This window comes from Flavobacterium tibetense (assembly GCF_003293845.1).
GTDB classification, from domain to species: domain Bacteria; phylum Bacteroidota; class Bacteroidia; order Flavobacteriales; family Flavobacteriaceae; genus Flavobacterium; species Flavobacterium tibetense.
This window is the reverse complement of the sequence record NZ_QLST01000003.1, coordinates 209,798-231,187: the sequence shown is the minus strand read 5'-3', so window position 1 is coordinate 231,187 and position 21,390 is coordinate 209,798. Positions and strand designations below refer to the sequence as shown.

General features: G+C 32.9%; 22 protein-coding genes. 15 read left to right on the top strand and 7 right to left on the bottom strand.

The genetic code is table 11. The annotated features are described in order from the left end of the window. Positions 1-663 precede the first annotated feature (663 nt). Positions 664-1,353 carry a DUF4294 domain-containing protein gene (locus DPN68_RS03970; protein WP_239987003.1) on the bottom strand — a complete coding sequence of 230 codons (690 nt, stop codon included), beginning with the start codon at positions 1,351-1,353 and terminating at the stop codon, positions 664-666. A 59-nt stretch (positions 1,354-1,412) separates the two neighbouring features. Between DPN68_RS03970 and DPN68_RS03965 the strand changes: the two genes are divergently transcribed. The 3 genes from DPN68_RS03965 to DPN68_RS03955 all read left to right on the top strand — a co-directional run bounded on the left by DPN68_RS03965 (position 1,413) and on the right by DPN68_RS03955 (position 4,518). Continuing rightward, positions 1,413-2,519, top strand: a complete 1,107-nt coding sequence (locus DPN68_RS03965) for a M42 family metallopeptidase (RefSeq protein ID WP_113988336.1) — start codon at positions 1,413-1,415, stop codon at positions 2,517-2,519. A gap of 139 nt (positions 2,520-2,658) precedes the next feature. Then, positions 2,659-3,540, top strand: a complete 882-nt coding sequence (locus DPN68_RS03960) for a DUF6438 domain-containing protein (RefSeq protein WP_113988335.1) — start codon at positions 2,659-2,661, stop codon at positions 3,538-3,540. Between the two features lie 165 nt (positions 3,541-3,705). Then, the gene (locus DPN68_RS03955) at positions 3,706-4,518 is read left to right on the top strand and encodes a hypothetical protein (protein WP_113988334.1); all 813 of its coding nucleotides are present in this window, start codon (positions 3,706-3,708) and stop codon (positions 4,516-4,518) included. Positions 4,519-4,745: 227 nt separating this feature from the next. Here DPN68_RS03955 and DPN68_RS03950 read toward each other — a convergent pair whose 3' ends face one another. From DPN68_RS03950 to DPN68_RS03930, 5 genes are all read right to left on the bottom strand, one after another. Continuing rightward, positions 4,746-5,696 (bottom strand): phosphoribosylaminoimidazolesuccinocarboxamide synthase, encoded by a 951-nt coding sequence (locus DPN68_RS03950; RefSeq protein ID WP_113988333.1) that lies wholly within the window; start codon positions 5,694-5,696, stop codon positions 4,746-4,748. A 117-nt stretch (positions 5,697-5,813) separates the two neighbouring features. Next, entirely contained in the window at positions 5,814-6,326 is a 513-nt protein-coding gene (locus DPN68_RS03945) for a hypothetical protein (RefSeq protein WP_113988332.1), read from the bottom strand. A gap of 171 nt (positions 6,327-6,497) precedes the next feature. Then, positions 6,498-7,304, bottom strand: a complete 807-nt coding sequence (locus tag DPN68_RS03940) for a KilA-N domain-containing protein (RefSeq protein WP_113988331.1) — start codon at positions 7,302-7,304, stop codon at positions 6,498-6,500. Positions 7,305-7,319: 15 nt separating this feature from the next. Beyond that, the gene (locus DPN68_RS13140) at positions 7,320-7,592 is read right to left on the bottom strand and encodes a hypothetical protein (protein WP_113988330.1); all 273 of its coding nucleotides are present in this window, start codon (positions 7,590-7,592) and stop codon (positions 7,320-7,322) included. An 8-nt stretch (positions 7,593-7,600) separates the two neighbouring features. Next, complete coding sequence (locus DPN68_RS03930; RefSeq protein ID WP_113988358.1) at positions 7,601-8,551, bottom strand: PhoH family protein; 951 nt, start codon at positions 8,549-8,551, stop codon at positions 7,601-7,603. Between the two features lie 105 nt (positions 8,552-8,656). Here DPN68_RS03930 and DPN68_RS03925 point away from each other — a divergent pair, with 105 nt between their 5' ends. The 9 genes from DPN68_RS03925 (at position 8,657) to DPN68_RS03885 (ending at position 17,336) form a co-directional block, all read left to right on the top strand. Then, positions 8,657-9,487, top strand: a complete 831-nt coding sequence (locus tag DPN68_RS03925; RefSeq protein WP_113988329.1) for an SAM hydrolase/SAM-dependent halogenase family protein — start codon at positions 8,657-8,659, stop codon at positions 9,485-9,487. A gap of 3 nt (positions 9,488-9,490) precedes the next feature. Further along, positions 9,491-9,787 (top strand): putative quinol monooxygenase, encoded by a 297-nt coding sequence (locus DPN68_RS03920; protein WP_113988328.1) that lies wholly within the window; start codon positions 9,491-9,493, stop codon positions 9,785-9,787. Positions 9,788-9,847: 60 nt separating this feature from the next. Beyond that, positions 9,848-10,573, top strand: a complete 726-nt coding sequence (gene gldF / locus DPN68_RS03915) for a gliding motility-associated ABC transporter permease subunit GldF (protein ID WP_113988327.1) — start codon at positions 9,848-9,850, stop codon at positions 10,571-10,573. Next, positions 10,573-12,246: a gliding motility-associated ABC transporter substrate-binding protein GldG gene (gene gldG / locus DPN68_RS03910; protein ID WP_113988326.1), complete on the top strand. Its 1,674-nt coding sequence runs from the start codon at positions 10,573-10,575 to the stop codon at positions 12,244-12,246. Before gldF ends, gldG begins: the two co-directional genes overlap by 1 nt. An 84-nt stretch (positions 12,247-12,330) precedes the next feature. Beyond that, positions 12,331-13,449: a DNA polymerase III subunit beta gene (gene dnaN, locus DPN68_RS03905; RefSeq protein WP_113988357.1), complete on the top strand. Its 1,119-nt coding sequence runs from the start codon at positions 12,331-12,333 to the stop codon at positions 13,447-13,449. Positions 13,450-14,059: 610 nt separating this feature from the next. Beyond that, the gene (locus DPN68_RS03900; RefSeq protein WP_113988325.1) at positions 14,060-15,085 is read left to right on the top strand and encodes an iron ABC transporter permease; all 1,026 of its coding nucleotides are present in this window, start codon (positions 14,060-14,062) and stop codon (positions 15,083-15,085) included. A 140-nt stretch (positions 15,086-15,225) separates the two neighbouring features. Then, positions 15,226-15,633: a GxxExxY protein gene (locus DPN68_RS03895; protein ID WP_193477830.1), complete on the top strand. Its 408-nt coding sequence runs from the start codon at positions 15,226-15,228 to the stop codon at positions 15,631-15,633. An 87-nt stretch (positions 15,634-15,720) separates the two neighbouring features. After that, entirely contained in the window at positions 15,721-16,506 is a 786-nt protein-coding gene (locus DPN68_RS03890) for an ABC transporter ATP-binding protein (protein ID WP_113988323.1), read from the top strand. Positions 16,507-16,577: 71 nt separating this feature from the next. Continuing rightward, complete coding sequence (locus tag DPN68_RS03885; protein WP_113988322.1) at positions 16,578-17,336, top strand: dienelactone hydrolase family protein; 759 nt, start codon at positions 16,578-16,580, stop codon at positions 17,334-17,336. 54 nt (positions 17,337-17,390) lie between these two features. On the opposite strand, the gene DPN68_RS03880 is transcribed toward DPN68_RS03885, so the two are convergent. After that, positions 17,391-17,972 carry a pseudouridine synthase gene (locus DPN68_RS03880; protein WP_113988321.1) on the bottom strand — a complete coding sequence of 194 codons (582 nt, stop codon included), beginning with the start codon at positions 17,970-17,972 and terminating at the stop codon, positions 17,391-17,393. Between the two features lie 399 nt (positions 17,973-18,371). Here DPN68_RS03880 and rmuC point away from each other — a divergent pair, with 399 nt between their 5' ends. From rmuC to DPN68_RS03865, 3 genes are read left to right on the top strand one after another with little or no spacing between them, the layout of a single operon-like run. Beyond that, a complete protein-coding gene (gene rmuC / locus DPN68_RS03875; RefSeq protein WP_113988319.1) occupies positions 18,372-19,754 on the top strand; it encodes a DNA recombination protein RmuC in 1,383 nt (460 codons plus the stop codon). Between the two features lie 19 nt (positions 19,755-19,773). Further along, complete coding sequence (locus DPN68_RS03870; protein ID WP_113988356.1) at positions 19,774-20,820, top strand: isoaspartyl peptidase/L-asparaginase family protein; 1,047 nt, start codon at positions 19,774-19,776, stop codon at positions 20,818-20,820. Continuing rightward, positions 20,813-21,364: an acyl-CoA thioesterase gene (locus DPN68_RS03865; protein WP_113988317.1), complete on the top strand. Its 552-nt coding sequence runs from the start codon at positions 20,813-20,815 to the stop codon at positions 21,362-21,364. Before DPN68_RS03870 ends, DPN68_RS03865 begins: the two co-directional genes overlap by 8 nt. Positions 21,365-21,390 lie beyond the last annotated feature (26 nt).

Here is a 21,390-nt window from a genome sequence, read left to right as displayed (position 1 = left end):
TGTGAACTTCTGCTTTAATGCGGGTGCAAAAGTAATACTCTTTTCTTTACTCGCAAGGCTTTTACAATCTTTTTTTTCTCTTTTTTTTGATACTTTTCTTAACTTGTTGATAACAAGGATTTAATGTGGGAAAGTTTTTTTGTTTGCCGCGAAGGCACGAAGGCGCGAAGGGTTTTTTTTGGTTTATAGTTTGTGGGTTGTGGATTGATATACTTGTAACATCCCCTCCCCCCTTCCGATTAGGAGGAACACCTCTCATTGTATATTTGTTTGTTAAACATATAAGTCATAGAAGTTTTTTAATACTTATATATAGTATAGGCAAAGTTCATAAAAGAGGTTGGATGGGTTTCTGGTTTCTGGTTGTGGGCTTAACTGCGTTAAGCAATAGCCTACTGCGTAGGAGATTCCTATTCTGCGGAATGACAATTGCCCGCATTGCGAGAGATTAGTGCTCGCTTTGCGAGCAAGTGGAATGGTTTTATGGAATGCTGAGTGTCTTGAACTAGCCCCGATGGGAACGGCATCCTTTTATAAACCTGACAAGTTTTCGAAAACCTGTCAGGTTTGTAAAAGATAGAGTGGACAGCGGGACCAATAGTCTTTATGGAATGCGAAACGGCTGCTTCAAATCTTTTTAACATTATACCTTATATATAGGTATTATTTTTTTTCGGCTTTGGCTTTTTCGATTTTTGCTCTCCATGAGGCGGCGAGGTCTTTTAAATCTAGTGGTTTTGCTGGGGCTTGTTCTACTAGATGTCCTTGGCGAAAAGCGGTGATTAGAATACTTTCTATGTGAAAATCTTCGGCTTTGTCGTAAGGTTGGTATTGTTCTTTGATGTTAATATCGAATAGTTTGGCGGTGTTGCTTGACCAGAAGGCTTTCCAGCCGCTTTTGTATTCTTTGATTAAATCGAAAGTGGTTTCTCCGGTTTGGCGATGAATTAGTTTTACTAAAATTTGTCCGTCTTTTCTGGAAAGTTTCTTTAATCTTGGTTCAAATTCTTCTTCTAAATATTTTTCTACGATTTTGAAATACTTTTTCTTTTCTTTTTTGGTTTTCAGCTTTGCCATGTTTGCGTTGAGTTGGGTTAACTTTTCGGCAGCTGTTTTGGCATAAGGATAGGTTTTGTAAACTCTTCTTTTTAAAATAAGTAGCTTTTGACGTTGCTCTTCGAGTGCGGCGTCATCTTTTGACACCACAATTTCTCTTAACTCAATAGAGTAAATAACAGCCGAATCTTGAGCCGTTACTTTGATGGAATCTTGCACTTGCCCCGATGCTGTAAAACATAGAAAACTTAAAATAAATAAAAAGAATAGTTTCATTGCCGTAAAATAGTTATCCAAATGTAAATAATTTTGAACAATTATGATACCAATTTTATAATTTAGCAAAAAAATAATATATGAGCACAAAATCAATCTTAAAGAAGAGTTCTTTAACTTTTTTAGAAAAATATTTAAACAATGCTTCTCCAACAGGCTATGAAGCGGAAGGTCAGAAAATTTGGATGGACTATTTGAAACCGTATGTTGACACGTTCATTACGGACACTTACGGAAGTGCTGTTGGGGTAATTAATCCTGATGCACCTTATAAAGTGGTAATTGAAGGTCATTCGGATGAAATTTCGTGGTATGTGAATTATATTACGGATGACGGATTGATTTATGTGATTAGAAATGGTGGTTCGGATCATCAGATTGCGCCATCGAAGCGCGTGAATATTCATACCAAAAAAGGAATTGTTCGTGGCGTTTTTGGTTGGCCTGCGATTCACACTAGAGGAAGAAGCGGAAAAGCGGAAGAATCTGCAAAAATTGAAAATATTTTTATTGATTGCGGTTGTGAAAGCAAGAAAGAAGTAGAAGAATTAGGCGTTCATGTGGGTTGTGTAATTACTTACCCGGATGGATTTGAGATTTTAAACGAAAACAAATTTGTTTGTAGAGCTATTGACAACCGTATGGGCGGCTTTATGATTGCTGAAGTGGCGCGTTTGTTGCACGAAAATAAGAAGAAATTACCTTTTGGATTGTACATAGTAAACTCGGTTCAGGAGGAAATTGGTTTGCGTGGTGCGGAAATGATTACGCATACTATTAAACCTAATGTTGCGATAGTTACTGATGTTTGCCACGACACCTCTACTCCCATGATTGATAAAAAGATTGAAGGCGATTTAAAAATGGGTCGCGGTCCTGTGATTGCTTATGCGCCTGCCACTCAAAACATTCTGCGTGAAATGATTGTTGCCACGGCGGAAGCTAATAAAATTCCTTTCCAACGCAATGCAACTTCTAGAGTTACTGGAACGGATACGGATGCTTTTGCTTATAGTAATGGCGGTGTGGCTTCGGCTTTGATTTCGTTGCCGCTACGTTACATGCACACAACAGTGGAAATGGTACACCGCGATGATGTGGAAAATGTAATTAAACTGATTTATGAAAGTTTATTGAAAATTGAGAATAACGAGACGTTTAGTTATTTTAAATATACTTATGAATAAATGATATCTTAAAAATCCGAATGCACTTCGGATTTTTTTGTTTTGATGAAATGTGATTTTATAGGAATTTTGGTATATTGCAGAGTGTAATTCTTCAAATCAAACAGCACATTAATTTTTTCAACAAACCTTCTTTAAAATGAAAAAGCTTATATTTTTAACATTGGTATTAATTTTAATCTCTTGTAAAAAACAATTAAAAGAAGATATTATGCTTACTGAGATAGATAATTTAACTTCATTGACTGATGTTGAAAACTTTATAATGCTATTGGATTCTAAATTTTCAAAAGAAAATTACCGATTAGAAATGATAAAAGATTCAACTCGGTTGGTTCAACCTTTTTGCATAGGAGATTTTGACAATAACGGCTATAAAGATCTTTTTGTAGTTGGTAAAGACAAATACGGCTTTATATATTCCTATGCTTTTATGAGCTTTGGTAAAGACTCCATTAAAATTTCTAATCTTCATGAAGATGTAAATTTGATTGCTAGTACTACAAGAGAAAATAATCAGGATCTTTTATTAGTAAAAAGAAATTCTAGATTTCATTTTAGCAACGATATATTAATTCACAAATATGGTGGTTTTGTTAATTATAACAACAATCCAAAAAAATATAACATTGAAAAAATCTCATTTAAAGGATATGATATTAGAGGAAAATATGAAATAATAATAGACCAAAATCTCAATGCTAATTTTAAACTAACAAAAACTTTAAATTCTTATAAAGCCAATAGAAAATTAACTTTGAAGGAATATAAGGAGTTAATCGAATTGCTGAATTATTCAGATTTCCCAAGTTTAAAAGAAGACTATTTTGAAAGAAGTTCTAGTCAAATAATGTGCGATCTTACAATCACTTATAATGATAATAAAACAAAACACATATTTGATCATGGAATGGAAAATAATTATAGTTTAAAGACTTTTTATTCAAAATTAGAAGATTTAAAGAAAACGGTACAATTAGAACCGGCAGGAAAAGGTCTTTTATCAAACGAAGATGAATAATTACTTCTATTTTAAAAATCAATCTATTAATAAATCAAATGAGTAAACAATCAGACATTCAATTTTATTATTTTCCATTTAATTTATGGATTGATTCTTTAATTAAAATTTTTGTTATTATTTTAATAATTTCCCTATCATTCTAAAGTTTTAATCAACCTCAATATGAGAAAAAACACTTTAATAATTTCTTTAAGCATTCTGTTAATTGGACTTTTAACATTCAGATTGTTTTTTCAAGAAAAAAACGATTTACCATGTGTGCTTTCAAATAAAGATTTTACAGAACTTGAGAATTGTATCAAAAAACTAACCGTTCAAGATGAAATAAGAGGTCGTTGGATCTACCTTCGAGAACTCTCTCCTGATTTTAAAGAAGGTATTTTTGAATATTACCAACACATCTATAAGGATGGAAAAAAATCAGATTCTTATGAAGTTTTTCAAATTAAATTAATCACTGCAGAGAATGATATTATTCATTATGAATTTAGTGAACAAAAAAATAAAAAAGTTAAATCTGATTGGTCTGATTCTTACATTTGGAAACCTTATTATGTTTTAATAGAGAGATTCAAAAACGAAAAAAAACTTAATAATTTAAAAACAACTTTTAAAAACAATTTTCAAGCTGAATTAAATGAAAAAGAATTATTTCTAAAAGATTACACTTATGGCGAAAATTGTGGAGTTGGCGCAATGAACTCAAAAGAAAGAATAGAGTTAAATGATTTTGTTGTTAAGAACAACAAGAATAGTATTTTAAACTGGTTGAAGTCTACAAATTCTGAAAAACAACTTTATGCAGTTGAGGGGATTTTGAAATTAATAAAATCAGGAAGTCAATTTAGCAAACAAGAATTAGACTTATTTCGTAAAGTAACTGATAAAAAAGGAACAATAAAAGTATGTCATGGTTGTATTTATTCAACTCAAGAAGTAAGTGAAATAATAAAAAATATAAAAAGCCAACTTTAGCAACAAAAAAATCCCTCTATTGCGGAATTTTTTTTACTTTCTTTTTCTGGCTTGTTTAATCTGTTGAATGATTTCTTCTGTTTTTAATACTTTCCAGTTCATTATTTCATGACTTAATTTTGTCAAGTCGAGCAGAGTTGAGACTCTAAACTAAAAGTCTCGACTCCGCTCGACTTGACAAGGGTATGTTTACCAATAAATTATTTCAAAAGAAACAACTAAAATTCTTATCTACTCGCTAAATACTCCAACACATTCTTCTCAATGCGTTCGTTGATATTTGAAATATCAGCTTTAATGAATTTTTCTCCCAAAATATTTTCGAATAATTCAATGTAACGGTCGGAAACGGTTTCAATGTATGCGTCACTCATGAATGGAATTTGTTGGCCTTCTTTGCCTTGGAAACCATTTTCTATTAACCAACGGCGTACAAATTCTTTTGATAATTGTTTTTGCTCTTCGTTGTTATTTTGTCTTTCTTGATACCCTTCTGCATAAAAATAACGCGAAGAATCTGGTGTGTGAATTTCGTCAATCAAAACGATTTGTCCGTCTTTGGTTTTCCCAAATTCGTATTTGGTATCTACTAAAATTAAACCTCTTGAGGCAGCAATTTCAGTTCCTCTTTGGTATAAAGCTCTGGTGTATTTTTCTAGCACCAAATAATCTGCTTCCGAAACAATTCCATTTGCTAAAATAGCTTCGCGAGAAATATCCTCATCGTGAGAACCGTTATCGGCTTTGGTTGTAGGCGTGATAATTGGCGTTGGAAATTGATCATTTTCTTTCAATCCTTCTGGCATTTCCACACCGCAAAGTGTTCTTTTTCCAGCAGCATATTCACGAGCCGCATGACCTGATAAATAGCCACGAATCACCATTTCTACTTTGAAAGGTTCGCACAAATGCCCAACCGCTACGTTTGGATCTGGAGTAGCTACTAACCAATTAGGAACGATATCTGAAGTCAATTCCATGAATTTGGTAGCAATTTGATTCAAAATTTGTCCTTTATATGGAATTCCTTTTGGTAAAACTACATCGAATGCGGAAAGTCGGTCTGTAGCAATCATGACTAATAAGTCGTCATTGATGTTGTATACTTCTCTAACTTTACCTCTATAAACTGATTTTTGACCCGGGAAGTTGAATTGGGTTGCCGTAATTGTATTCATTTGTTGTGTTGTTGTTTGTGTTGTGCAAAAGTAAACTATTTATTTTCTTCCAAAAATAATTTCACAAAAAAAGAGAAGCGCTTTCGAACTTCTCTTCTCTTATAATTTTTATGAGGTTTATTTAAAACGAATGTTGTAAGTAGCACCTACACCAACGGTTTGAATATTGATATCATTTGCAGCAAATGTGTTTTGATAAAAAGCAAAAATATTCCAATCGTTATTATGGTAACCAATTTGAGGATTAACATACAAACCACCATCATTGTTTTCTACTTTAGTTAAGAATCCGTAACCCAAATCAGCACCAAAAAACAAACCACTTGGAGTGAAATAATAACGTAAAAAAACAGCTGCAGGAATAAGTCCGAAATCTTCAAACTCGTCTTTTGCAAAAAAGTGATTATAACCTGAAGCTAAACCAATTCCAAAATTTGGATTGATTAAGTATTGACCTCTTAAATCAACACCCAAAGCAAACGATGAAGCATCACCTGCATCACCAACAGGAATACCAGCAGTTATACCTGCTTTGAACCAAGAATTATCAGGTGTAATGTCCATTGTTGTTTCTTGACCAATAATAGAACTCAAACTAAATAACCCAATAAATAAAAATAATTTTCTCATGTTTTTTCTTTAAAAAATGTTCTACAAATGTCTATAAACCAAAATGAAATAAATTATACATTTTTGGTAAAAACTTACATAATTCAATGAAAAAACATCTTAATCATGATTTTCAATACTCTTATAAATAATACTAATTTTCTTCATTAACTCAGAAAATTGAAATTGGTTTTACTTCAAAAATTTCCTGTTGTCTACATTTTCCAAAACACTCATTTGCTGAATAGCAATGCGGTTGAGTTTGATTAATCGCTCTAGTTGTGGTAAATTTTCATCAATTAAAATCGCATTCAGATTCTCCATATTACTCAAACAAATCAATTCGTTAATTGAGGCATAATCACGCATATTTCCTTTTAAATCTGGATTTTTATCGCGCCATTCTTTAGCGGTTATTCCAAACAATGCTACATTTAACACATCTGCTTCATTAGCATAAACCCTAGCGGTTTGTTGTGATGTAAGTTCTTGCGGAATTAAATGCTGTTTTATAGCATCGGTATGAATGCGATAATTAATTTTAGCTAATTCTCTTTTGGCAGACCAACCTATTTGTTTTTGTTCTTCTTCTTTTAGACGTTGGAATTCTTTAACTAAATATAGTTCAAACTCAACAGAAATCCAACTTGCAAATTTAAAAGCGATGTCTCTTTGTGCGTAAGTGCCGCCATATCTGCCCGATTTAGAAATAAAGCCAACTGCATTTGTTGCAGTTATCCATTTTTGAGGAGACATTGTAAAAGCGTTTAATCCTGCCTCTTTTTTAAACCCCTCGAATTCGATGGGTTTAAAATTTGGATTGTGTATAGTTTCCCAAAGTCCTAAAAATTCAATGGTATTTCTATTGCGCATCCAATTACCAATCGCTGCACTAGTATCATCTGTTTTATGTTTTGCAATGTCAGTTATTGAGATATAATCCTTTTCATTAGTATTGATAATTGCAACTTCTGTTTCTTTTACATTTATTTTTGCCATAGTCTCATATTAAAATTATGTGATTAAGTTGTATGTTTCCAATAAAAAAAGAGCAAAAGCAAAAAGATAAAACAACCTTTTTTTATAATTCTTAAAAGCCAATAAACCAAAAATCACAACTAAACTATTAAAAATAAGATAGCGAACTTTACTTTTATATGTTGAATAAGTGCCAAAAAAATCTGAACCAAACGGATAACCTTCATCACTGATAAAATAAACCTGAATGAACTCTGAAAGAGACACTAAAATAAAAAATACTAAAAAAACCGAAATAACTATTTTCACTTTATCAACTAATCATGATTTTCAATACTCTTATACGCGTCAATAATTTTCTTAACCAGTTTATGACGTACAATATCTTTATCATCCAAATAAATGATGCCAATACCATCCACATCTTTCAATACCAAAATTGCTTCTTTCAATCCGGAAATAGTTCTTCTTGGTAAATCTACTTGTCCTGGATCGCCAGTAATCATGAATTTGGCATTTTTTCCCATACGGGTTAAGAACATTTTCATTTGCGAATGCGTCGTATTTTGGGCTTCGTCTAAAATCACAAACGCATTATCTAAAGTACGACCACGCATAAAAGCCAATGGCGCAATTTGAATGATCCCTTTTAAAATATAATCTTCCAAGGTTTGTGGTGGTAACATGTCACGCAGCGCATCATATAGAGGTTGCATGTACGGATCTAGTTTTTCCTTCATATCGCCTGGAAGAAAACCAAGATTCTCACCGGCTTCAACTGCTGGTCGCGTTAGGATAATTCGTTTGACTTGCTTTTCTTTCAACGCTTTTACTGCCATAGCAACTCCAGTATAGGTTTTTCCTGTTCCCGCTGGACCAATAGCAAATACCATATCCATTTTATGAATATAATCTACCAATTTTTGTTGGTTTGGTGTCATCGCTTTAATCAGCTTTCCTCCTACACCATGAACCAAAATTTTGTCGCTGTCTTGCATGTATTGCGTTTCTTGACTGCTACTTTCCAATACGCGAAGAATCACATTTTCATCAATACTATTGAATCGGGTGAAATGCTGCATCAATCTTCGAAAGCGTGTTTCGAATTCGTCTAAGATTTCTTCTTCGCCATAGGCTTTGACTATCGTTCCTCTAGCTACGATTTTTAATTTGGGATAATATTTTTTAATCGCTTCTAAATGAACATCTTGAGCACCCCAAAAATCTTTCGGCGTGATCTCTACTAATTCAATTACTCTTTCGTTCAAAGGCTTTCTATTTAAATTGTTTTTGAAATGCTGAAAATACATTAGCTTTGTATTCAAATTTAAGAAAAACAATTGTTGTTTCAAGAATAAGTTATAAACAAATTTATGTCAATAATTACGCTTACTACTGATTTTGGATTGAAGGACCATTTTGTGGGTGCTTTGAAAGGCAAAATCATTTCTGCTTATCAGGAAGTTACGATTATTGATGTTTCTCACGAAATCGATTTATTCAACATTTTCGAAGCGAGTTATTGCATTGCAGCGGCTTATAAAAGTTTCCCAAAAGGAACTGTACATCTTATAGGAGTAGATAGCGAACGTAGTGAAAACACACAACATATTGCTATGCAATGGGACGACCATTATTTTATTTGTGCCGATAACGGAATTTTAAGTGCATTGACACAAAAAAAAGTAGCCCAAAAAATTGTAGCTATCAATATTCATGACAGATTACATTCTGATGCTACTGATATGGATGTTTTTACCACTGTGGCTTGTCATATTGCTCGTGGTGGTTTGTTGAATGTTATTGGGAAAGAAATCAAGGAATTAAAACCAATAAACGAATTCATTGCAACAGTTTCCGATGATGGAAAAACCATTAAAGGTAGCGTGATTTACATCGATCATTTTGGCAATTGCGTGACGAATATTTCCAAAAGACTATTTACTGAAATCGCTTTAGGACGAAATTTCGAAATTCGTTTTCACAACAAAAAAATTACAACACTTCATAACCAATATAGTGATTTTAAAACTTCAGAAAGATTCACTTTAAAGTCTTTTGAAGGTTCGAGTTTGGCACTTTTCAACGAAAACGGCTATTTGGAAATTGCGGTTTACAAAAGTATTTCTAAAACCGTTAGTTCAGCACACACTTTATTGGGATTGAAGTTTAGAGATACCATAACGATTCAATTTAAAAATTAAAAAATGCTAGTACGAATTGTAAAAATGCGTTTTCAAGAAGATAAAATTGCTGCTTTTTTAGCCAATTTTGAAGAAAATAAAGATAAAATTAGAGGTTTCGAAGGCAATTTATTCTTAGAATTGTACCAAGATAAAAACGATGTTTGTACTTTTTTCACTTACAGTTATTGGGAAAACGAAGCCGCTTTAGAAAATTACAGACAATCGGCACTATTTGAAGGCGTTTGGCGTTATACTAAAAGTTTGTTCAGTGCTAAACCCGAAGCGTGGAGTGTAAATAAGTTAGTTACATTAGTTTAAGGTTTAACGTTCCAAGTTGAACAACCTTAAACTTTAAACTTTAAACAAAATTAAATAAAGATGAAAGCCTTATTATTTCGAGAGATTAAATCCTTTTTTGGTTCGCCCATTGGCTACTTGGTCATTGCGGTTTTTTTATTGCTGAATGGCTTATTTTTATGGGTTTTTGATGGCGATTTCAATATTTTAAATTCTGGATTTGCTGATTTGAGTCCGTTTTTTAAATTAGCGCCTTGGATTTTAATTTTCTTAATTCCAGCAGTAACCATGCGTAGTTTTTCGGATGAAAACAAACAAGGAACTATTGAATTGTTGTTTACTAAACCTTTATCTATTTGGGAAATTGTTGGTGGAAAATTTTTGGGTGCTTTTATTCTAATTGTATTAGCTATTTTACCGACATTGGTTTACGTTTGGATAATTTCTAGCTTAGGAAAACCTGCTGGAAATATCGATATGGGAAGTACGATGGGTTCTTATTTTGGCTTGTTATTTTTAATTGCAGCTTATACGGCAATTGGTATTTTTACTTCTACCCTTTCAGATAACCAAATTGTAGCTTTTATTGTTGCAGTTTTCTTGTGTTTCGTTTTCTATTTCGGGTTTGACGGAATGGCTTCATTCTTTGGAGATAACAGCCGATTTGTAGCTGGTTTAGGTATGGATTTTCATTTTAAAAGTATGAGTCGCGGTGTGATTGACACCCGTGATGTGGTTTACTTTTTAAGTGCTACTTTTTTATTTTTATCAATCACTGTTTACAAACTAAAAGCCAGTAAAGCCTAATGAAAAAGCCAATGAAACAACTTTTGGTTACTTTAATCGTATTGGTAGCCATCAATTACGGAAATCAGTTTTATTTCAAGCGTTTCGATTTAACGCATGACAAACGCTATACACTTTCTGAAACTTCTATGAACATCATCGAGCAAATCGATAGTCCGTTGTATGTGGATGTGTTTTTGGAAGGAAATTTTCCAGCCGATTTCAAGCGTTTGCAAATTGAAACCCGACAATTATTGGAAGAGTTTACCGCTTATAATCCCAATATTATTTTCCAATTCGTCAATCCAATTGAAAAAGAAGAAGAACGCGTTGCAGTAATGAAACAATTCTACGAAAGAGGTTTGCAACCACTAAGTGTAACCGTTGATAATAAAGGTAAACAAACCCAAGAAGTCGTTTTTCCATGGGCTGTTGCGAGTTATGGTGATAGAAGTAGTAAAGTTGGGTTACTTAAAAACTTAATGGGTGCTTCTACCGAAGAAAAAGTGATTAGTTCGGTGCAGCATTTAGAATTTGCTTTTGCTGAAGCTTTCCATAAAATCATCAACGAAAAACAGAAAAAAATAGCCATCATCAAAGGAAATGGTCAATTAGAAGATATTTTTATTGCTGATTTCTTACGAACGGTTAGAGAAAGTTATTTCATTGGTCCGTTTACATTGGATTCAGTTGCGAAACAACAACCAACGGAAACTTTGGAAGCCTTAAAAAAATATGATTTAGCTATTATTGCCAAACCAACAGAAGCTTTTTCAGAAGAAGAAAAACAGGTTTTAGACCAATATATCATTAACGGCGGAAAAACGATTTGGTTAATTGATAATGTTAATGCCAATTACGAAGATTTATATAGCGAAGCTGGCGCGCTTTTGGCACATAGTAATGAGCTGAATTTGACAGATATGTTCTTTAAGTACGGCATTCGAATGAATCCGTTATTAGTGAAAGATGAATATGCTATCCCAATTAAAGTGGCTACTGGCGAACAAGGAAGTCAAACGCAATACCAACAGTTTTTTTGGAAGTTTTCACCTTTTATTTATCCTGCGACCACGCATCCTATTGTAAAAAATATGGAAGGAATAAAATTTGAGTTTGCTTCTCCAATTGAATTGTTGAAAAATGACATTCAGAAAACGGTTTTATTAACGAGTTCAGAATATTCAAAACCAGTGGGAACACCAACACAAATTTCGTTGGATTTGTTAACCGAAGAAGTGAATCCAGAAGATTATGCGGGTAAAGGTTTGATGCCTGTTGCAGTACTTTTGGAAGGAAGTTTTAAATCGATGTACGAAAATCGAATTTTACCTTTTAAAGATGCTAATTTTAAATCGAATGGAATCGAAAACAAAATGATTGTGATTTCGGATGGCGATGTTATTAAAAATCAAATCGATAAAGGCGTTCCATTGGAATTAGGTTTTGATAAGTGGACCAACAACTTATATGGCAACAAAGACTTCATGATGAACTGCGTCAATTACTTATTAGACGACACCGGACTTATTAACATTAGAAGTAAAGATGTAGATTTGCCTTTATTAGACAAAGAAAAAGTATACCAAAATTACACTTGGGCACAACTGATAACTATCGGATTACCAATTGCAATTGTATTTGTTTTCGGGCTTCTATTTACCTATTTACGTAAAAGAGCGTATAGCAAATAGTTGTTAATAAATTGTTTTTGGTATTGGCAATAAATAGAATATATTTGTGAAAATAAAATCCAACAGATTTTAAAAATTAAGATGATGAAGTTTATAGTATCGAGTTCGTATTTATTAAAACAATTACAGGTTTTAGGAAGTGTCATCAACAGCAGCAATACGTTGCCTATTTTAGACAATTTCTTATTTGAATTGAACAACAACACTTTGACGGTTTCTGCTTCTGATTTAGAAACTACCATGTCGGCAACTTTAGAAATTGATTCTACAAGTACAGGTAGCGTGGCAATTCCTGCAAAGTTATTATTAGATATTTTAAAAACCTTTCCTGAGCAACCATTAACGTTTACGGTTGAGGAAAACAATACGGTTGAAATTAGCTCTAATTCAGGTAAATATGCATTAGCTTATGCGCCAGGAGAAGAGTTCCCAAAAGCAGTTTCTTTAGATGATCCATCGTCTACATTAGTTCCTGCTGAAGTATTAGCAACAGCTATTAGTAAAACGATTTTTGCAGCCGGAAACGATGATTTACGTCCAGTAATGAGCGGTGTTTTCTTCCAATTTTCTCCAGAAGGATTAATTTTTGTAGCTACAGATGCACACAAATTAGTAAAATACGCTAGAACAGATGTTCATGCATCGCAAGTAGCTGATTTTATTATGCCAAAGAAACCTTTGAACATTTTGAAAGGAATTTTAGGTGCTTCTGATGCTGATGTAAAAATCGAATACAACGATTCTAACGCAACTTTTTCATTCGAAAATTATGTGTTATTGTGTCGTTTAATTGATGGAAAATATCCAAACTACGAAGCAGTTATTCCAAAGGAAAATCCAAATAAATTATTAATTAGTCGCGTGCAATTCTTGAATTCTGTGCGTCGTGTGGCTATTTTTGCTAACAAAACGACTCACCAAATTCGTTTGAAAATTGCTGGAACTGAGTTAAACATTTCTGCAGAAGACATCGATTATTCAAACAAAGCAGACGAGCGTTTAACTTGTGATTACCAAGGTGATGACATGCAAATTGGTTTCAACTCAAGATTTTTAACTGAAATGTTAAACAACTTAACTAGCGACGAAATCCAACTGGAAATGTCGATGCCAAACCGTGCAGGAATCTTAACTCCAGTAGACGGTTTAGACGAAGGCGAAACGGTTACTATGTTAGTAATGCCGGTAATGTTGAGCAACTAAAAAAAAGAAGATAGATGTTAGAAGTTAGAGATTAGACTTTTTACTTCTTACTTACAATTTTATAACCAACCCTAACTTTAAAAACCACTGATTTCGCAAGAATGAAAGTGGTTTTTTAATTGATATAATTCTGATTTGTCAAGTCGAGCGAAGTCGAGACTGTTTTCAGGTGTTCTCGACTTCGCTCGAAGTGACATGTCGTAATTTCAAATCAAGGACAAAACTTCGGAAAAAGTAATAAAATAGTTTAAAGTAATAAAATAGTTTATAGAAACACTGATTGGAAGAATTTGGATAATTGTAAAACTTTAGTAACACAAAGTACCACGAAGTTTTTCACAAAGTTACTCAAAGGTCAAAAATCTGCGACTCGAGACCTAAAGTCGAACAGACGAAGTAATCTGTGGTTATTACATGCTATAAATTAAACATATAAGTCAGATAAGTCAAAAACGATTTTGATTGTTGTGAAAAGTTCATAAAAGAGACGCTTTACAGCGTGACAAACTGGGACTGAAAACTGATACTGAGTCTTAAAATTTAAAACTAATTAAATTCAATTTCTCCAAAATATATTCTAAAAACCGTAATTTAGCCAAAATTTCAATGCATGCCGTTTACCAAAAAACAAAATTTATTTCTTTTATTATTGCTATTTTCAGTAGTAATTTTATTTTTTGTTAATATTAGCTTGGGTTCGGTTGCAATTCCTTTAGAACAATTGACAAAAGGAATTTTTGGGCAACCGCTTGATAAATCTTCATGGGAAATTATTCTTTGGAATTTTCGTTTACCTAAAGCCTTTACTGCAATTTTTGTTGGAATCGGACTTGCTATTAGTGGTTTATTGATGCAAACTTTGTTTAGAAATCCTTTGGCCGGGCCTTACGTTTTGGGATTGAGTTCGGGTGCGAGTTTAGGCGTTGCTTTTGTAATTTTAGGTGTTGCTTTTTTACCGCAATCAGTCGCAACTCTTTTTTTATCGCCATTTGGTTTGGTTTTAGCATCTGGACTAGGAAGCTTCTTAGTACTTTTAGCTGTTTTAGTAGTTGCCAAACAATTAAAAGACACCATGGCAATTCTGATTGTTGGTTTAATGTTTGGAAGTTTTACTAGTGCAATTGTCAATGTATTATCGTATTTTTCAACTGCCGAACAATTACAGAAATTCACCTTTTGGTCACTAGGAAGTATCAGTAATTTATCATGGAAAGAAGTTGGAATTTTAGGAAGTTTTGTGTGCATCGGTGTCCTTTTGAGTGTTTGGGTGATCAAACCCTTAAATGCCTTACTTCTTGGTGAAAAATATGCACAAAGCATCGGAATTAACTATAAAAAAACCAAAATCATCATTATCTTAGTCACTAGTATTTTAGCAGGAAGTATTACCGCATTTGCTGGCCCCATTGCTTTTATTGGCTTAGCAGTTCCACATATAGCAAAATTGATTTTTCAAACAAGTAATCATGCCGTTTTGTTGCTAGGAACCTTGTTACTAGGTGCTGCCATTTTGCTGCTTTGCGACTGTATAGCACAATTGCCGGGCTCCGATTTAACTTTACCGATTAATGCTATTACCTCAGTAATTGGTGCGCCAATTGTGATTTGGTTGTTAGTTAGGAAAAAACGATTTTAGATTAACGTTATAGAATTGAGATAAAACCACATAGAAACATAGGTTAATTTAATATTGAGAAATACATAGAAAACATTTTTTTACTCATAGAGTAATATAATTCTAATCAATTATTTACATGATAAAAGCCTAAATTGAAAATGACACAAAAATATTTAGACGAACTAACATTTAATGTTATTGGAGCCGCAATTGAAGTTCATAAAAACATGGGAAGTGGTTTATTGGAAAGTGTTTACCAAAAGTGTATGATTGAGGAATTAACCAATCGAAATATAAACTTTATATCTGAATTTAAAGTTCCTGTAGTTTACAAAGGAAAAGAACTAAATATTGAATTTCGTTGTGATTTATTTGTAGAAAATTGTTTAATAGTTGAATTGAAATCAGTTTCTGAAATAAAACCTATTCATGATGCTCAAGTTTTAAATTATATGAACTTGTTAAAAGTTCCAAAAGGTATTATAATCAACTTTAATTGTTTTAATATTTTTAGAGAAGGTCAAAAAACATTTGTAAATGAATATTTTAAAAAGTTAGAAAAATAATAATACTATCAAAAACTTTAGTTTCTAAATAAAACTCTCAAAAAAAACTATGTTTCTATGTGGTAAAACCTATTTTTGTATTTGACAATGCACAAACAAAATTACATACTAAAAACTTCTAATCTTTCTATTGGATATGCTTCCAAAAAGGAGAAAACTGTTATTGCTTCTTCGATTAATATTCAATTGGAAAAAGGAAAATTAATAGCATTGGTTGGGAAAAATGGTATTGGAAAATCAACTTTTTTGAAAACCATAACCCAAATTATTCCACCAGTTGAAGGTACTATTTTTTTGGATGAAAAGCTACTTTCGCAATATGATGGAAAAGCATTGGCACAGAAACTGAGTTTGGTTTTAACAGAGCAATTACCACCAAGTAATTTAACGATTTATGAAATTGTTGCTTTAGGTCGCCAACCCTATACCAATTGGCTTGGAACAATAACCGAAGAAGATCAAAAGCACATCGAAAACGCTATTAACTTAACTGGAATAGAGACTTACCAACATAAGAAACATTATGAAGTGAGCGATGGTCAACTACAAAAAGCGTTGATAGCAAGAGCTTTGGCACAAGATACTTCGATAATCATTCTTGATGAACCTACAACCCATCTGGATTTGGTACACAAAGTCACGGTTCTAAAACTATTACAAAAACTTACACACGAAACAGGAAAAACCATTTTATATTCTACACATGATGTGGATTTAGCCATTCAGTTATGCGATGAAATTATTGTGTTTTCAGAAAACAAAGTAGTACAAGATCAGCCTTGTAATCTTATTGCAGATGGCACTTTTGCCAATTTATTCCAAAACGAAAACATTGTTTTTGATGCAACCATTGGCAAGTTTAAGATTGTGTAAGTTTGTTTAATTTTTACATTTTGTTTAACGTAATTTTCTATACTGTTTGCTACTTTTACTGAAAAAAGAAAATGAAACAACTTATTTTATTACTTATATTAACTTCATTTATGAGTTATTCCCAAATACAAAAAGTGATTTACAAAGATGGAAATCAAGAATTAGAAGGCTTTTTTGTCAAAGCACAAAAAGCAAATCCTAAGAAAATTGGTATCATTGTTTTACCTGCTTGGATGGGCGTTGATTCACATGCCAAAGAATCAGCGGAAGCTTTAGCTAAATTAGGCTACCATGCTTTTGTAGCTGATATTTATGGAGTAGGAAACAATCCAAAAAACACAGGTGAAGCTGGGAAAAATGCCGGTTTTTATAAAAACAATCCAGCGGAATATCAAAAAAGAATTCAATTGGCGATTGACCAATTAGTAAAAGCGGGTGCCAATAAAAATCAAATCGCAGTTATTGGGTATTGCTTTGGTGGAACGGGTGCTATCGAAGCGGCTCGAGGAAACCTAAATGTAAAAGGTGTTGTATCGTTTCATGGTGGTTTAGGTAAAGCAGCGAATAGTCCAACGAATGAAATTAAAGCGAAAGTCTTAGTTTTACATGGTGCCGATGACCCTTATGTTCCTACAAAAGAAATTGAAGCGTTCCAAAATGAAATGCGTGAAACCAAAGCCGATTGGCAAATGATTTATTACGCGAATGCAGTTCACGCTTTTACACATAAAGATTTGGATACAGATAGCAGCAAAGGCGCTGCATACAACGAATTAGCCGATAAAAGAAGTTGGGAAGCGATGAAAATGTTTTTTGAAGAAATCTTTTAATTATTTCTAACCCAAAACAGAAAAGAGTTATTTCACCTGAAATAGCTGTTTTTTTCACACATCAAAACCACTCACCTCCAAAACTTCACCGGCTTTCAAATCATTCAAATGAATGTTTCCTACTCTAACTCGAACCAATCGCAACGTAGGAAAACCAACCGCTGATGTCATTTTCCGCACCTGACGAAATTTTCCTTCGGTTAAAGTTATCGAAACCCAAGACGTTGGACCATGGCGTTCATCTCGAATCTTTTTTCCGCGTTCGCCTAAATTGAGAATTGATTCTAAAATGGTCGCTTTACATCTTTTAGTGATATACTTTTTTGCTTTGTACTTTTTCCCATGTAAACCAATTTCAACTCCATTTCGCAGTAGTTCAACGGCTTCCTCAGTAATTAAACCATCGACTTGGGCGTAATATTCTTTTTCTACTTTTTTACTTCGTACAATTTCGCTCATCATACCATCTGTTGTTAACAAAAGTAAACCTTCCGAATCTTCATCTAAACGACCAATTGCCATGGTATTTTCGGGAAAATCATATAATTCGCCCAATAGCTTTTTCTTGCGTTTTAATTCGTAAATAAACTGCGACAAATAACCATAAGGCTTGTGAATGAGGAAATGACGATGCATTTTTGAAATAATATTAAGAAAAAACGAAGATACTAAAAACAGATGGAGTAAAATAAAAAATAAGGAGACCTTTTAAGACCTCCCTGTGTCGATTTTGATTTATTATGTTTTTCTGATCCTCTGTTAATCGGGAAGAAAAAACGGCTGAATCTCTTTTTAGATATAAAACTAACGATATATTCAATAACTAATCAAAATCACAACGTAAAAGTATGAAATTTTCCAAAATAAGTTGTTGAATTTTAATTGTTTAACATTTAATTACCATTAAAATTCGATGAATGAATCATTCTATCGATTAACCTACTTTTAATAAAATTTGGAAGACTTTTAGTTGTTAATATGACTTCAAAATTTTATTTTTTGCTACATTTACAGTATTAAATAAAATCAGCAACCATGTCACAAACACTTTTAGTACTTGCCGCATTTATTATTGCTTTAGGAATTGGAATTTTTATTGGAAAAATATTGTTTTCCGCCAAATCACAATCAGAAAAATCAGGTTTAGAAGAACGAATTAATGGACTTTTAAATCAAATCGAGCAATTGAAAATCCAATTTCAAACCGAGAGAAATCAGTTTGAAAAATCATTTTTGCAACTGACTTCCGAAAAAGATAATCTTCAAAGAGAAAAGGAAAGTCTAGCTATTCATCTAGCCAAAAAAGAAAATGATTTTGATAATTTATTGGAACGCAATAAAGAGCAAAAACAAGAAGTAGAGCAACTTCAAGAAAAATTCACCAAAGAATTTGAAAATTTGGCTAATAAAATATTGGAAGAAAAAACCGTAAAATTCACCGAGCAAAACAAGGAGAATTTAAAAAATATTTTGTCACCATTACAAGATAGAATTCAACTTTTTGAAAAGAAAGTTGAAGACACACACAAAGAGAGTATCGATTATCATGCAGCTTTACGCCAACAAATTTTGGGACTTCGCGAAATGAACGAACAAATGAGTAAAGAAACCATCAATTTAACCAAAGCACTAAAAGGCGATAGCAAAATGCAAGGGAATTGGGGTGAATTGGTATTAGAACGCGTGTTAGAAAAATCAGGTTTAGAAAAAGATAGAGAATATTTCGTGCAACAAAGTTTTGTAACCGAAGAAGGTAATCGTGTGTTTCCAGATGTTATCATTAATCTTCCAGATGGCAAGAAAATGATTATCGATTCAAAAGTAACTTTGACCGCTTACGAGCGTTACATTAACGAAGAAGATTCGGATGTAAAAAATCAATATTTGAAAGAACATATTGTTTCTATTAATCGTCATGTGGAGCAATTGGGGAACAAAAATTATCACGACTTATACCAAATGGAAAGTCCAGATTTTGTATTGTTGTTCATTCCAATAGAATCGGCTTTTGCTATTGCATTAAACGAAGACACAACCTTGTACAACAAAGCATTTGAGAAAAATATTGTGATTGTAACGCCGTCTACTTTATTAGCTACTTTACGTACAATTGACAGCATGTGGACGAACCAAAAACAGCAAGAAAATGCGATTGAAATTGCACGTCAGGCTGGAGCTTTGTATGATAAATTTGAAGGTTTTGTTTCCGATTTGATTAAAATTGGGAAGAAAATGGACGAAGCGAAAATCGAGTATGGTAATGCCATGAATAAATTGGTTGATGGCAAAGGTAATTTAGTAAACAGCGTTGAAAAGTTGAAAAAAATGGGAGCCAAAGCAAAAAAAGCGCTTCCCGAATCGGTTTTAAAAAGAGCTACTGAAAGCGATACAAACGTATCAATTGAGAATGAACAATAGTAACTTAGAGCAAGAAATAATGAAAAAATACACTTTCTTTTTACTCTTCATTTTGATTTTCACCCAATGTGATACTGCAAAGAAAAACATGGAATCTGAAACCAATCAAAAATTTGCCATTGTAATTCATGGTGGTGCAGGAACCATATTGAAAAAGAATATGACTCCTGAAATGGAATTGGAATACAAACGCGTTTTAGAACAAGCAGTTAGAACAGGTTATGCAATCTTGAAAAACGGAGGTTCTAGCTTAGATGCTGTAGAAAAAACGATAAACATTCTAGAAGATTCTCCTTTATTTAATGCTGGAAAAGGAGCTGTGTTTACCAATCAAGGAAAAAATGAATTAGACGCTTCCATTATGGATGGAAAAACCTTAAAAGCGGGAGCAATTGCTGGAGTCACTACCGTAAAAAATCCAATTAACTTAGCAAGAGCTGTTATGGAGAAATCAGAACATGTGATGCTTTCCAGAGAAGGTGCTGAGTTTTTTGCAAGCCAACATAATATTGAACTTGTAAATCCAGCTTATTTTTATGTAGAAAGTCGTTATCAATCGTTACTTCGAGCACAAGAAAAAGATAAAACAACTTTAGACCATAATGGTCAATCCGAATTTTATGATTCCAATATCAAAGATGCAAAGTTTGGCACTGTAGGTTGCGTTGCTCTAGATAAAAAAGGGAATATTGCAGCAGGAACCTCAACTGGTGGAATGACGAATAAAAAATGGGGACGAATTGGTGATGCTCCAATTATTGGTGCTGGAACTTATGCAAACAATGCAACTTGTGGTATTTCTGCTACCGGTTGGGGTGAATTTTTTATGCGAAATGTAGTAGCCTATGATATTTCGGCCATGATGGAATACAAAGGATTAACTATAGAGAAAGCTGCTAATGAAGTCATTCAAAAGAAATTGACAAAATTAGGCGGTGATGGAGGAATTATTGGTTTAGATAAAAATGGAACTATTGTAATGGAATTTAACACCGCTGGAATGTACAGAGCTAGTATTGATACAAAAGGTAAATTAACTATTGGTATATATAAAGAAAATGAATAAAACAAGAAAATCCAACACAGTAGCGGCATCGAAAGTAACGTTTACCGAATTGATGTTGCCTTCACATTCTAATTTCAGTGGAAAAATTCATGGTGGATTTCTATTGCAATTGATGGATCAAATAGCATTTGCTTGTGGTTCAAAATATTCAGGAAGTTATTGTGTTACCGCTTCGGTTGATACGGTTGATTTTTTAAATCCCGTTGAAATTGGAGAATTAGTAACGCTGAAAGCTTCCGTAAATTATGTGGGAAATACATCAATGGTAATTGGTATTCGAGTTGTTTCTGAAAACATACGAACGGGAAAAATAAAACATTGTAATTCGAGTTATTTTACGATGGTTGCCAAAGACGAAGACGGAAACCCAACCAAAGTTCCGCATTTGGAATTAAAAAACTTTGATGAAGTTCGTAGATTTTTTGATGCCGTAAGACGCATTAACCAAAAAAAGAAACTCAAAACTTTGGAAGAAAAATTTGATTACCAATCACCAGAAGCGTTGAAATTGTTAGCCAATTATAATGTTGTTATTAAACTTTAGTATTGTTAAATTTTTATTTTTTTTAA